This is a genomic window from Paenibacillus sp. y28, assembly GCF_037137075.1.
In the GTDB taxonomy this organism is placed as follows: Bacteria; Bacillota; Bacilli; order Paenibacillales; family NBRC-103111; genus JBBBNV01.
The window spans coordinates 94,863-107,833 of sequence record NZ_JBBBNV010000014.1 but is presented as its reverse complement, the minus strand read 5'-3'; the positions used below and the strand labels follow the sequence as shown (position 1 = coordinate 107,833).

General features: G+C 54.4%; 12 protein-coding genes. 7 read left to right on the top strand and 5 right to left on the bottom strand.

The genetic code is table 11. The annotated features are described in order from the left end of the window. Window positions 1-94 precede the first annotated feature (94 nt). Entirely contained in the window at window positions 95-901 is an 807-nt protein-coding gene (locus WBG83_RS13140; RefSeq protein ID WP_336745529.1) for a histidinol-phosphatase, read from the bottom strand. Window positions 902-917: 16 nt separating this feature from the next. After that, window positions 918-1,820, bottom strand: coding sequence for a LysR family transcriptional regulator (locus WBG83_RS13135; protein ID WP_336745528.1), 903 nt, complete (start codon window positions 1,818-1,820; stop codon window positions 918-920). 189 nt (window positions 1,821-2,009) lie between these two features. Here WBG83_RS13135 and WBG83_RS13130 point away from each other — a divergent pair, with 189 nt between their 5' ends. Beyond that, on the top strand, window positions 2,010-3,563 hold the full coding sequence (locus WBG83_RS13130) for an MDR family MFS transporter (protein ID WP_336745527.1): 1,554 nt from the start codon (window positions 2,010-2,012) through the stop codon (window positions 3,561-3,563). A 70-nt stretch (window positions 3,564-3,633) separates the two neighbouring features. Here WBG83_RS13130 and WBG83_RS13125 read toward each other — a convergent pair whose 3' ends face one another. Both WBG83_RS13125 and WBG83_RS13120 read right to left on the bottom strand, forming a co-directional pair. Further along, window positions 3,634-5,157: a sensor histidine kinase gene (locus tag WBG83_RS13125; RefSeq protein WP_336745526.1), complete on the bottom strand. Its 1,524-nt coding sequence runs from the start codon at window positions 5,155-5,157 to the stop codon at window positions 3,634-3,636. Beyond that, entirely contained in the window at window positions 5,147-5,842 is a 696-nt protein-coding gene (locus tag WBG83_RS13120) for a response regulator transcription factor (protein ID WP_336745525.1), read from the bottom strand. The genes WBG83_RS13125 and WBG83_RS13120 overlap by 11 nt, the downstream gene beginning before the upstream one ends. Window positions 5,843-6,177: 335 nt before the next feature. Here WBG83_RS13120 and WBG83_RS13115 point away from each other — a divergent pair, with 335 nt between their 5' ends. The 3 genes from WBG83_RS13115 (at window position 6,178) to WBG83_RS13105 (ending at window position 9,082) form a co-directional block, all read left to right on the top strand. Next, window positions 6,178-7,440 (top strand): MFS transporter, encoded by a 1,263-nt coding sequence (locus WBG83_RS13115; RefSeq protein WP_336745524.1) that lies wholly within the window; start codon window positions 6,178-6,180, stop codon window positions 7,438-7,440. A gap of 309 nt (window positions 7,441-7,749) precedes the next feature. Continuing rightward, the gene (locus tag WBG83_RS13110; protein ID WP_336745523.1) at window positions 7,750-8,208 is read left to right on the top strand and encodes a chemotaxis protein CheX; all 459 of its coding nucleotides are present in this window, start codon (window positions 7,750-7,752) and stop codon (window positions 8,206-8,208) included. Window positions 8,209-8,302: 94 nt separating this feature from the next. Then, on the top strand, window positions 8,303-9,082 hold the full coding sequence (locus tag WBG83_RS13105) for an SDR family NAD(P)-dependent oxidoreductase (RefSeq protein ID WP_336745521.1): 780 nt from the start codon (window positions 8,303-8,305) through the stop codon (window positions 9,080-9,082). A gap of 111 nt (window positions 9,083-9,193) precedes the next feature. Here WBG83_RS13105 and WBG83_RS13100 read toward each other — a convergent pair whose 3' ends face one another. Beyond that, a complete protein-coding gene (locus WBG83_RS13100) occupies window positions 9,194-9,514 on the bottom strand; it encodes a DUF2573 family protein (RefSeq protein WP_336745520.1) in 321 nt (106 codons plus the stop codon). A 195-nt stretch (window positions 9,515-9,709) separates the two neighbouring features. Between WBG83_RS13100 and WBG83_RS13095 the strand changes: the two genes are divergently transcribed. From WBG83_RS13095 to WBG83_RS13085, 3 genes are all read left to right on the top strand, one after another. Next, on the top strand, window positions 9,710-10,528 hold the full coding sequence (locus WBG83_RS13095; RefSeq protein WP_336745519.1) for an alpha/beta hydrolase family protein: 819 nt from the start codon (window positions 9,710-9,712) through the stop codon (window positions 10,526-10,528). A gap of 102 nt (window positions 10,529-10,630) precedes the next feature. Next, a complete protein-coding gene (locus WBG83_RS13090; RefSeq protein WP_336745518.1) occupies window positions 10,631-11,083 on the top strand; it encodes a DUF4395 domain-containing protein in 453 nt (150 codons plus the stop codon). Between the two features lie 70 nt (window positions 11,084-11,153). Continuing rightward, entirely contained in the window at window positions 11,154-12,782 is a 1,629-nt protein-coding gene (locus tag WBG83_RS13085) for a DEAD/DEAH box helicase (protein WP_336745517.1), read from the top strand. Window positions 12,783-12,971 lie beyond the last annotated feature (189 nt).

The window sequence follows — 12,971 nt, the reverse complement described above, 5'->3', positions numbered from 1 at the left end:
AAATGGTTGAGATGTTCTTTCCAACGCGAGCGAATCCCAAGCGCGCGTTGGAAAGTATTTTCGTCTGATTTCAGGATGCTGCTCATTCAAATGATTACAGCGGGACGCTGCGCCGTTCCTTCTGTACAAAGTACACCCATTCGCGGAACCCGATTTCCTTCAGCCGCCGGGACACCTCATCCCAGTCGTCGCCGACCCGGTGAGGGTCGTGGGCATCGGAGCCAAATGTGACCTGAACGCCGTAATGAAGGGCCAGCTCCAGAATTTCATCCGCCGGATACCATCCGCCGCAATCCTTCGTTTTGCCGGAGGTGTTAATCTCGATGGCCATTCCTTCTTGGCCGATAATCCGGAGGGTATCTTCTACTGCCTTGGTCTGAATCGCGGAAAATTCCGGATAGTAGCCCTTCATGGCATCGATATGCCCCAGAATTTGAAACATGCCGCTGCGGGCGGACTGCTGGATCAAATCGTAATAGCGTTCTTTCTGCTCCACCCTTTGCCGCATATTGAGCTTGTTCCACCGGTTTTTGTTAAAAATGCTGATGCCGTCCGATTTGTGAACCGAACCGATCACGTAATCAAACGGATATTGGGCATAAACGCGGCGGTATACCTCGGCGTGCTCCGGAAAAAAGTCGGATTCTACACCGAGCAGCACTTCAATACGGCCTTGATATTCCGCCTTGAGCTGGAGCACTTCTTCAATATAACGAGGGAATTCGCTGACGCCCATCGCGATTTGCGGGAAGGGCTGCTCTTTGCCGCTTCCGAAATAAGGGGAATGATCGGAGATGCCGATTACCTGTAAGCCTGCCTTGAGAGCCGCTTCAATATAATCCCGGATGCTGCCCCGCGCATGGCCGCAGCGAGTATGGTGGGTATGCAGGTCAAATTTCATTTTTGTGAGTTGCCTCCTATTCCGAGCCGATGAATTGAGCCTCCGGCATGCCTTTCAGGTCGCTGAGGAACTGGTGCATCGCCGAATTCAAGTATCTGCCTGATTTGAAAATAACCCCGACCGGATGGCTGCTCTCCAGCTCGCTTACCTGGATCATCTTGAGTGTGCCAAGCCGGAGCTCCTGGGCGATGGACAGCTTGGAAATAATCGCCGCGCCAAGGTTCAGCTCGACCATGCGCTTCACTTCCTCGCTGCTGGACAATTCCATCACAATGGATGGCTGAATGTCCAGTTTGTTGAAGATTTGGTCGACGAATCTGCGGATCGCCGTGTCGGGGGAGAGCATAATGAACGGAATGTCCCGAAGCGACTCCACCGTCGTATGCTTGTATTTGCTGAGAGGATGATGAGGTGAAACAACAAGCTCGAAGGTGTCATAGTACAAAATGGAGCTTTCCAGCCCGGGCGATTTCTCGAACAGGTAGGCGATGCCGATATCGACACTGCCGTTTTCCACGCTTGTCATGATTTGCGAGGAGGGCATGGAGTGAATCGTAATTTTGATTAACGGAAACTGGTTTTGAAAATAGGACAGCACCCGCGGCAGGATCTGCATGGCGATGGAGGTGGTCGTCCCCAGGTGAATATGGCCCTGCGGCGTCTGGTTGAGGTCGTTAAGCCGCTGCTTCAGTTCTTCGACAATCAGTAATATTTTCTCCGCATGCTGCAAAAAAATAACACCGCTATCCGTAAGGGTGACAGGCTGGTTCCGGTCAATCAGGACGGCCTTGAATTCATCCTCCAGGCTTTTGATTTGCGCGGAAACCGCAGGCTGCGTTAAATTGAGCAGCTCTCCGGCTTTACGGAAGCTCATTGTTTTGGAAATCGTTTGAAGTGTTTCCAATTGGCTGATGTTCATGCTATGAAAGCCTCCCATCATATAGAATTAATTTATCGTAAACTCACGATTTTATAAAAAGCTTTTCTCGTATTAACCATTATATGCTTTTGGCGGGCTAACGGCAAGAAAAGAGCCGTGTTAGTACCGCCTGCTTTCTGGTATAATGGTTCCATCGGGGTATTCCCAAATGAAGGAGATATACGACGAATGCAGAAGAAAACTTCAATTAAATGGACGGTTGCCGGCCTGATGCTAGGCTTGCTGCTGGCCGCGCTAGACCAGACGATTATAGCTACCGCAATGCCTACCATCGTTGGCGAGATGGGCGGAATGGAGCAGTTTATCTGGGTGTTCTCCGCCTATATGATTGCCAGCGTGGCGGCGATGCCGATTTTCGGCAAGCTGTCGGATATGTACGGCCGCAAGCTTTTTTTTCTGTCCGGGCTTATTGTGTTCATGCTTGGCTCCGCTCTCTGCGGCACGGCGGAAACGATGCTGCAGCTTATTATTTTCCGTGCGATTCAAGGGATTGGCGGGGGCGCGCTGCTGCCCATTACATTCACCATTATCTTTGATATCTTTCCCCCGGAAAAGCGGGCCAAAACGCAGGGCCTGTTCGGGGCTGTCTTCGGACTTTCCAGTGTTCTGGGACCGATAGCGGGCGCATTCTTCACGGATTATCTACATTGGAACTGGATTTTTTATATTAATTTGCCGCTCGGCGTCATTGCCTTCGTCCTGCTGTATTTCTTCTACTTTGAAACGCTGGAGCGCAAACGGCAGCGGATCGACTGGACTGGGACGCTGGTATTGACCGCCATGATTCTGAGCCTGATGTTCGCACTGGAGATGGGCGGCAAGGAGTACGCATGGTTATCCGGCCCGATTATCGGCTTATTTGCCTTATTTGCGGCGCTGTTTATCGTTTTTCTTGCCGTTGAACGCCGGGCTGCCGATCCGGTCGTCCCGCTCGCTCTGTTCCGTAACCCGCTGTTTACCGCCAGTATGGTCATCTGCTTCAGCTACGGGGCGCTTGGGATTTCCGGCGCATCGTACATTCCGATGTTCGTGCAGGGGGTATTCGGCGGGTCGGCGACAGAAGCCGGAACGATTATGACGCCGATGATGCTGTGCGTGACGCTGAGCAGCGCGATGGGCAGCATGCTGCTGGCCCGAATGTCTTACCGCGGTGTCCTGCTTATTTCGGCTTCCTTGATTCTGGTGTCGGTGGTGCTGCTTGGTATGCTGGATGTGCACAGCCCCCGCTGGGCCGTCACGCTCTATATGATGCTGCTGGGGGCCGGCATCGGCATTAACTTCCCGGTCATTTCCTTGACCGCCCAGCACAAGGTGGAATTCCGCCAGCGCGGCAGTGTGAATTCGATGGTTACGTCGTTCAGGACGATTGGCTCGGCCATCGGTGTCACGCTGTTCGGAAGCCTGCAGGCCTCTCAGCTACAGCAGCTGCTCAGCGGCGTTGTTCAGGACCCGGCCGTAACGGAGCGGTTCAAGGATCCGCAGACGCTGCTTCAGCCCGAGGTCCGAACCCAAATTCCCCAGGAGATGCTGCAGGGCATGATTAGCGCCTTGGCGGACTCCATCGGCTACATTTTTCAATGGTCGCTTGTGTTTGTAGCCTTATCGTTTGTGTTTATACTCATGATGGGCAAGGCCCGGATGGAGTTGAATGCAGCCGGTAAGCCGGGCGCATCGAAGCAAGTCCAAGGCGCTGCCCCGGAAAGCGGCGGAGTACATATTTAAAACAGTTTAGCCTGCCGGTCCGGCAGGCTTTTTGCTGCAGTAAAATATAAAACCTGCTGCTGCCGCGGCGCTAGGAGGCGATTTTGAGGCTGACCCAGAACCGGATTTCCTCTCCGTCGGATTCTGCCCAGATGGAGCCGTCGTGAGATTCAATGATGCTTTTGGCAATGGCCAGACCGAGGCCGGAACCGCCGGTTTCCGATGAACGGGCGGGATCGATGCGGTAGAACCGATCGAACAGCCGATCCAGCTGTTCATTCGTCATGGCGCTGCCGCGGTTCGTAATGCACACCTTGGCCTCCGCGCCGTCCCGGTACAGCAATAGTTTGACAAGCCCCGGCTTGTAGCTGTATTTGATCGCGTTTGAGAGCAGATTTTCAAACACACGGGTCATTTGGTCCGGCTCCACCTCGACCATCAGCTTCTCCATTGTCATGGACCGTTTTACAGACAGCTGGTTCTCCTCGGCGTAAGTGATAAGCTCCTCGGTCAACTGCTCCAGCAGCTCATTCAGACACACGCGTTCCCGCAGCATGCTAACGCCTCCGCTGGACAGCTTCGTATATTCGAACAAATCGTCAATCAGCACCTTCAGCTTCTCGGCCTTGCCGTAGGCGATATTAATGTAGCTGTCGGCTTGTCCGGGCGATTCGTAATTTTTGTCCTTCAAGAGGCGCAGATACCCCATAATGAGGGTCAGCGGGGTGCGCAAATCGTGCGATACGCCGGTAATCAGCTCATTTTTCATTTTCTCCGCACGTCGCTCCTCCTCCAGCTGGAATTGCAGCTGCTCCGCCATATGGTTAATGTTGGTGGCGAGTACGCCGAGCTCATCCCGGCCGACCTCACGTGCGCGGTAATTCAAGTTTCCTCTCGATATTTCCATAAGCCCTCCTGCCAGATGCTGGATGTAGGCCATTTTCTTCTTCGTCAGCGAATAGAACAAGATAATGAAAACAATGAGTCCGAGCACATACGGGTATGGACTGTTGGAGTATTGGTAGCTGATCTGGGGCTTCGGAATGCCGCTCACGACAAGGTATGCTTTTTTGCCATCCTGCAGTGTAATCGGGTAAAAGCTGCTGTACTCCTTTCCCTCGGGCGATGTGCCGGGGGTATTCAGGCTGCGGCCTTCCCGGATGACGGTGTGCAGATCCACCTGGGACTCTGTCGCATTGTCTGATTTGTACATGACCTTGCCGTCCAAATCGAGGATTAAGATTTTGATGCTGCTGCTCTGGCTGCGATATGCTTCCAAACTGTAACGGATACGCTGGTCCTCTGATAAGACGGGCTCCTGCGGGGCCTCATGAGCGCTTTCCCCGTTATTCAGCTCGTTCAGAATGGACAGGGCCATGGAATCAATCTCGGCGATGCTGTCCATGTATTCAATCACAGGCTGACGGCTCAAGTTCATAAAAAACGGGCTGGAGAACACGCCGACGACCGATGCGGTAAAGAAGCAAAGAACAAATGTCAAAATAAGCTGCAGCCGGATGTTGGCTCCGATTTGATTGCGCATGAAATCGAGTACATCGCGGACAAAGCTGGCCGGAACGGCAAACAGGCCGGAGGGCGAACGGTTATTTTTCAATTTTGTACCCGATCCCCCAGACCGTCTTAATATATTTCGGCTGGCGAGGTGTTTCCTCCAGCTTCTCCCGGATTTTGCGGATATGGACCATGACCGTATTGTCCGATTCATAGAACTTCTCATTCCATACGGTTTCATATATTTTCTCAATGCTGAACACGATGCCGCGGTTGCGGGCGAGCAGCTCCAGAATCGCAAATTCCCTAGGGGTCAGCTTTATTTCGCGTCCGTCCACATGCACCTCGTGCGTCGCCGTATTAATAATCAGATCATCGACTTCAAGCTCTTCCTCCAGCTTCATGACCGGAACGTTGAGGCGGGTGTACCGGCGCAGCTGGGATTTGACGCGGGCCACCAGCTCCAGCGGGTTGAACGGCTTGGTAACGTAGTCGTCTGCGCCGGTGCTGAGGCCGAGTATTTTGTCCATGTCCTGCGTTTTGGCCGAGAGCATGATAATGGGCATGTTTTTTTCTTCGCGGATTTTCATACATGCCTGAATGCCGTCCATCTTCGGCATCATAACGTCCAGGATAATGAGATCCACCTCCTGCTTCTGAAGCACGTCCAGCGCTTCCAGTCCGCTGTTTGCCTTCAGGATCGTATAGCCTTCATTTTTCAAATAAATTTCCAGCAGATCTAGAATTTCTTTCTCGTCATCGACGAGCAGTATCGTTTCCTGGGCCATTCGTTTGGAACCCCTCTCATCAAATTGCCTCGCGTCCGGCTGTCTCTTGTCTGGGTTCGGGCCGCCGCGTCCTGGTCATTCAGTCCATGCATCCTTTAATTATAATACGAATTTGAGATCATTGTACCGGATACTTCTTAACAAACCCTCAAGTGAAATCTTAAAAATAACTTAACCCGCCTTGCCCCGATTGACACGGGAAAAGCGCCGAACCTATAATTGCTGTCATCAGGGACGGAATGGAACCGAATACAGCGGTGGCGAGCCTTGAGACCTGGACATGCGAATAGACGATACGTCGTGCAAACACGCTGTGATCCGAAAGGGGATACGCAATGAATAAAAAAGCAGTGCGCAGCTGGATGCTGTATGACTGGGCTAATTCGGCCTTCGCCACAACGATGCTGGCGGCAGTGCTGCCGATTTTCTACAATGAGGTGGCCGGTGCGAACTTGGAAGGAAACCTGCCTTCGGTGTATTGGGGATATACCCATTCCGTTGCGATGCTGTGCGTGCTGATCATTGCGCCGGCGCTGGGCGCGGTTGCGGACTATGCCGGAATCAAGAAGCGCATCCTGTTTGCCGCTACGATTCTAGGGTCACTGTCCAGCATCGGCTTTGCTTTTGTCGGGGAAGGGGATTATGCTCTGGCATCCGTGCTGATGATATTGGGGACGCTCGCTTTTGCCGGCGGAAGCACGTTTTATGATGCTATGCTGAATGATTTGGTGCCTTATGAGGAGCGGGACATGGTGTCCGCCAAGGGCTACGCAGCCGGCTATATCGGCGGGGCCCTGCTGCTGATTGTCAATATGCTGATGATTCAAAAGCCGGACTGGTTCGGCTTAGCCAGCTCTCTTGCGGGGACGTATGCCGCGTTTATTACCGTGGGGCTGTGGTGGTTCATTTTTGCGATGCCGCTTATGATTCATGTGAAGGATCCGCAGCGGGAGACGGGAGCGAAAGTAACGGAATATGCGCGAATCGGCTTCACGCGGATTTGGCAGACGCTGCGCAGCTTGCCGCGTTACCCGGAGCTGCTGAAATATTTGGTGGCGTTCTGGTTTTTTAACGATGGAATCAGCACCATTATTACGATGGCGGCGATATACGGGTCCGAGGTGGGAATCCAGACGAAGGATTTGATTTTGGCGCTGATTATTACCCAGCTTGTCGGCATTCCCTTGACGCTTGTATTCGGCGGCATCGCCCGGAGGCTCGGCTCCAAGACGTCGCTTTATATTTCGCTTGGCGTATATGTCGTCATTGTAATGATCGGTTATTACATGTCGACGTCTTGGCAGTTTTACCTGCTGGCGATCCTGGTCGGCTGCGTGCAGGGCGGGAGCCAGTCCATCGCCAGATCCATTTACAGCAAGCTCGTGCCGGACAGCCGGTCGGCGGAATTTTTCGGGCTGCTGAACGTGTCCAGCAAATTTTCGTCCATCATTGGCCCCTTGGTGTTCGGATTGGTGGGCCAAATGACCGGCTCAAGCCGTTACGCGATTTTATCGCTGTTGCTGTTTTTTGTGGTCGGCATTACGATGCTGACCAAGGTGAATCTGGAGAAGGGCTCGCGGGAAGCGGAGGCCGGTTAACGGTCCGTGTCCGCCGTCAGGCGGCGGGTTGCCGAACCGCGCGATGCTGTACTGCATGGCGGTCGGCCGCCCCCGCTTGCGGCAGGTAAATGCGCTCAGGCAGGTGACGAGTTGCACTGCGCAGCAGCAAATTGGGATCAGCAGCGTACCGGCGGAGCTGCAGCTCTCGTAGTCCTGAAAAAATAGACCTTTTGGACTACGTAGTTTTCGTCAAAATGTGAAAAATTTAATATACGGAATAGAGCGAAAGGGGTATAATATAGACAAATAACGAGACGAGCGAATTTTGTCGAAGAGAGGACTGAGGTCATGAAAGCCGAATATATTAACCCTTTCTTAGAGTCGGCAAAAACAGTTATTGAGCAGGTGGCTAGTGTAAAGCCTTCCGCCGGACAGCTTGGCATTAAGGATGTCAAGTTTGTGGAGAAGTATATCTGGATTCAGATCGGCGTCACCGGGCAAATGAACGGGGATATCGTATTCGGACTGGATGAGTCGGTTGCACTGAAGCTCGTATCTGCCATGATGGGCGGGTACGCAATTACAGAAGTAGACGAGATGACGAAGAGCGCTATTTCGGAGCTGGGGAATATGATTAGCGGGAACGCAAGCACCATTTTGTTCAATCAGGGCTTGCGTGTCGATATCACGCCTCCGAAGCTGACGGAATCCGCTGCGCTTGCGGGCTTTACGCCCAAGAAGGCGCTCACGATTCCGCTGACGATGGACCACATTGGGGAACTGGACATTCAGGTGCTAATTACGTAAGATGATAGAAGCAAGCAATGTGGAGGCTGACTTGGGCGGCGTCCTTTTTTTTTGGAATAAATCGATCATTTCATGGTGTTCGGAGGGTACGAGATTGATTACTATTAAAGGATTGGTTGTCGTCATTACCGGAGCATCCAGCGGAATAGGGGCTGAAGCGGCCGTCCGGTTTGCGGAGCGTGGGGCAATTGTTGTCCTTATGGCCCGTTCGGAGCAGAAGCTGCGCCAAGTGGCGGCACGCATTGCCGGCGATCATGCAATTGTTCCCGTCAATGTGGCCGATCGCGACCAGGTGGAGGAAGCGATGCAGCAGGTCATAGGCCGGTACGGGCGTATTGATGTTCTGATTAACGGAGCGGGCTTTGCCTGGTTCGAGTATTTCGAAAAAGCGCCAATCGATCATTTTGAAGCGATGATGGATGTAAATTATTTCGGAACAGTCCGTTGCATTAAAGCGGTTCTGCCTCATATGCTGGGCCGGGGAAAGGGACACATCGTAAACATCGCTTCCGTGGTGGGCAAAATCGGAAATGTCAAGTCATCGGCCTATGCCGCGTCCAAGCATGCCGTGCTGGGCTTGACCAACAGCTTGAGGCCGGAGCTGCGGGAGCGCGGCGTGCTTGTCTCTGCGGTAAATCCGGGACCGGTCGCCACGCCTTTTTTTGATAAAGCCGATCCGGACGGGAGCTACGTGCAAAAGGTGGCTAAATATATGCTGACGCCGCAGCAGGTGGCGGATGCGATTGTGTCGACCGTGATGCATCGTCGTATGGATGTGACTTTGCCGTACTGGGCTAATCTTGGAGCCAAGCTGTTCCATCTGTTTCCGGGGCTGTTCGAGAAGCTGATGGGCGGCGTAATGAATAAGAAATAAGCACTTGAAGCCCGGAGGCTGCCTCAAGCGTCTGAACAGCATAGGGCATCCCGGTGAAGCGCAAGAACCTCATCTCCCGCTGCCAGACAGAGGATGAGGTTCTTTTTTTGGTTATTGCGGGCTCGCTTCTCCAGCCTGTTTCCCTGCGTCTGTCTGTGATCCCGTTGCGGCAGGCTCTGCTTCGCCGTCCTGTTTGGCCCGGTGTTCGTTGTGAAGCGCGATAACGCTCTGGAACAGCTGGCGGACTTCCTTTTTGGACTCAGGATGGTGCTGGCCCCAGTGTCCGGTTAAAGCAGGCATCGTTTTATGGATATGATTGTATATGGACCACTTGACGACCATGTCGATCGTTTGGGGGGAGGTGTCTCCGGTAAGCAGCTCGGCGAATTTCTCGACCAGCGCATCAAAATCTTTATCAAATTCAGGAGTCATGCAAATGTTCCTTTCACTTATGGGATTTGTTGGCTTTGAATCAGCATACCGCAGGGGCGGAGCGGTGTCAAAGCGGAGAGGAGGCAAGGAACGGCGCATCGGCGGCGATTTGTGAGCAGATTATGCCGGGGGCGGCTGTACGGTGACGATTCCGAGCAAGATAGGAAGAAGCGGTAAGTGCAGGAGGGAAAAAAGATGACGAAGAAGACGGCGGCGTCCGTTCAGGACGGGCAGGTGCTGACCCGTTACCGGCTTGACGATACGGAGGAGGCCGCTGCGTCAGGTGTGGCGCTGTACAGCATAACTTACGGCAGCCAGGGGCTTCGCGTGAAGGGTCTGCTGGCCGTGCCCGGCGAAGGGCCTCATCCGGGATTGCTTTATTGCCGGGGCGGCATTGGCCGCGTAGGGATGGTTCAGCCGGATAAAATGGTCCGCATTGCCAAGCGCGGATTTACGGTGTTTGCGCCGTTTTACCGGGGCAATGAGGGCGGTGAAGGCCGCGACGAGTTTGGCGGAGAGGACCGGTATGATGTGTTTCATGCGGTGACGCTGCTGCTCGGCTTGCCGGAGGTGCGCGGGAAGTCGGTGCATGTGCTCGGATTCTCGCGGGGCGCGATGATGGCGCTGGCTGCCGCAGCCCGGTGCAGCGGCATCGCCAGCTGTGCGGTTTGGGGCGGAGTAAGCGATTTGAGGCTGACCTATGAGGAGCGGGTTGAACTGCGGCGCATGCTGAAGCGGGTCGTCGGCCATCCGGACAAGGCGGCGGAGGCTTATGCCGCCCGTTCCCCGGTATGCTGGGCGCAGGACGTGCGGACGCCGGTGCTGGTCATACACGGGACAGCGGACGACAATGTCGGCGTTGAGCATGCGTACCGGCTTGGGGCGGCCCTGGAATCAGCCGGGAAGCAATATACGATGGCTGTATATGAAGGGCGCGGCCATGTGTTTTTGCCCGCCTATGAAGAAGAAACACTGGCCATGATGGCCGCCTGGATGAAGGCGCACGGAACCTGAACACAGCGGACGTAAAAATTCCGGTCGCCATTATTGTGTTTTTGCAGGTAGTTTGTCACAATAAGAGGAAAGAAAAAGGCTGTCTAAGGGGAGGGCTGGCTTATGGCTGTGCGGAACAATGCAAACGGGGGCCAAGCAGTGCGGGAAGTGCCGATCGAGTATGTCAAAACGGGACAAGTGCTGATCACCGCTTTTGTTTTGGCGGGTATCGTGTTTCAGAAGCCGCTTCTGATCGTGATTTTGTGGCTTGTGCAGGCCTTGGCGCTGACCTTCGGGTCCAAAGCCAGTCTATTCTTATGGATCGGCCGGCTGCTGTTCGGAAGCAGAGTCAAGCAGGGAGGAGAAACACAGCATCCCGAGCTGCTGAAGTTTAATACGGCCATTTCCGTCATGCTGCTGTGCTTGTCGGTCGCCTGCCTGCTGCTTGGCTGGTCGCTCGCAGGCTATGTGCTGGCTGCTGTACTGGGACTCGCTTCTCTTGCGGCGCTGCTCGGTTATTGCCTCGGCTGCACGCTTTACTACCAGTTCAAGAAGCAGCTTGCCGGACGTAGATAACATTCGGTGCGGTGCGCAAATGCGCTTGCATCAGGATAGAAACAGGACATTGAACGAAGAGAGGATTTTCATGAACGAGTTGTTTGAAGCATTATCGATTCCGGCGCCGCTGGCGGCCAAATTGAAGGAAAAAGGCATTATCACGCCATCTCCCGTGCAAGCGCAGGCTATTCCGGTTCTACTGGAGGGGAAGGATGCGCTGGTTCAATCGCAGACCGGAACGGGGAAAACATTAGCCTATTTACTGCCGCTGCTGCAGCGGATTAATCCGTCGTCGGGCGACGTTCAGGCGGTCGTGGTAGCTCCAACGCAGGAGCTGGCGATGCAAATCAGGCTGGAGCTGGATGAATATGGCCCGGCGCTGGGCATCCGCGCGCTGCCGCTAATCGGCGGAGCCTCACTGTCCCGCCAGGTGGACAAGCTGAAGCTTCGGCCTCAGGTCGTTGTCGGCACGCCCGGACGTCTGGTAGAGCTGCTCAAGCTGCGGAAGCTCAAAATGCAGGCTGTACGCACCCTGGTGGTGGACGAGGTGGATCAGGTGTTCGATCTCGGGGCGCAAAACCAGATCGAGCAAATTATCCGCAGCGCGCTGCGTGACCGGCAGCTGATGTTTTTCTCGGCTACCTTAACGGACGCTATCCGGACTACGGCTTCCCGCTGGATGAAGGACCCGCAGGAAATTATTGTTCATCCGGAGCACAAAACCGCCCCGACGCTGGAGCATGTCTTCATTGTGTGCGAGGAGCGGGACAAAATTGAAACGCTGCGCAGGCTGGTAAGGAACTTGAATCCGAAAAAAGCGCTTGTGTTTACAAACCAGACCGAGGATGTCGGGGAATTGATGGCCAAGCTGAAATATGCGGGCCTGTCCATTGAAGCTATCTACGGCGATGCGGGCAAGCAGGAGCGGGCCCGGGTCATGAGCGGGTTCCGCCGCGGCTCCTTCCAGCTGCTGCTGGCTACCGATGTGGCCGCTCGCGGCATTGATATCCCGGAACTGAGCTATGTGTTCCAGATTGACCCGGCGATTGACAGCGAGCATTATGTACACCGTGCAGGACGTACCGGACGTATGGGACGATCCGGTGTTGTCATCTCGATTATTACCGAGCGCGAACGGTTTATTGTAGAGAAATTTGCGAAACAGCTCGGCACGCGTTTTACTGAAAAGGCGCTGGCCTACGGCAAGCTGGTGGATGTACAGGAAAAACGGGGCCGGAAGCCCGTGGGCAAGCCGGCAAAGCCAGCGGCACAATCGGTGACCGAAGGCAGACGGTCCGGCTCCAAGCCGGGGGCAGAGCTTTCGGCTGAAGCGAAGCGTTACAGCCCGAAGCCGGCTCCGCAATCTGCGGCCGAAACGAAACGGACTACGGCTAAGCCTGCTGGAGAGGCGGGAGCAAGCCGCGGCAAGGAAGCTCAGGCTGGGGCGCTGCCGTCCGTTTCGAACCGTGCCGGGAAGAACGCCTTGTCTGCCGGAGGCGGCCAATCCCGTCCTGGCGCTGGCGCAGAGCTGTTGGCGGCAGAGGGCAAAGCGGCTGTTTCCGCCCGTGATCCCCGCACAGCGGCCAAGACTGCAAAGGCGGAGGCGAAGCCGAAGCAAAAAACAAAGGCCGAACGGGAGCGGGATCGGAAAAACAAAGGAGCGCCGCGCTGGCTGAAGGCCAAGCAGAGCCAAGCATCGCCTGAGCAGCAGCCGTAACACAATTGAAGAGCGGTGAAGCAGGACTGGCATGAGGGAAACCTCTTTCCATCGTAATCAACGTGGTTCACCGGACGACCAGGCTTTAAGCATGTTCCTGCGGGAGATGCTTAAAGCTTATTTTTTTATAAAGTTAATCTGAATGATGATTAATAGTTCCTGAAGAAAAAGGAAATGTGGTTTCGGCGC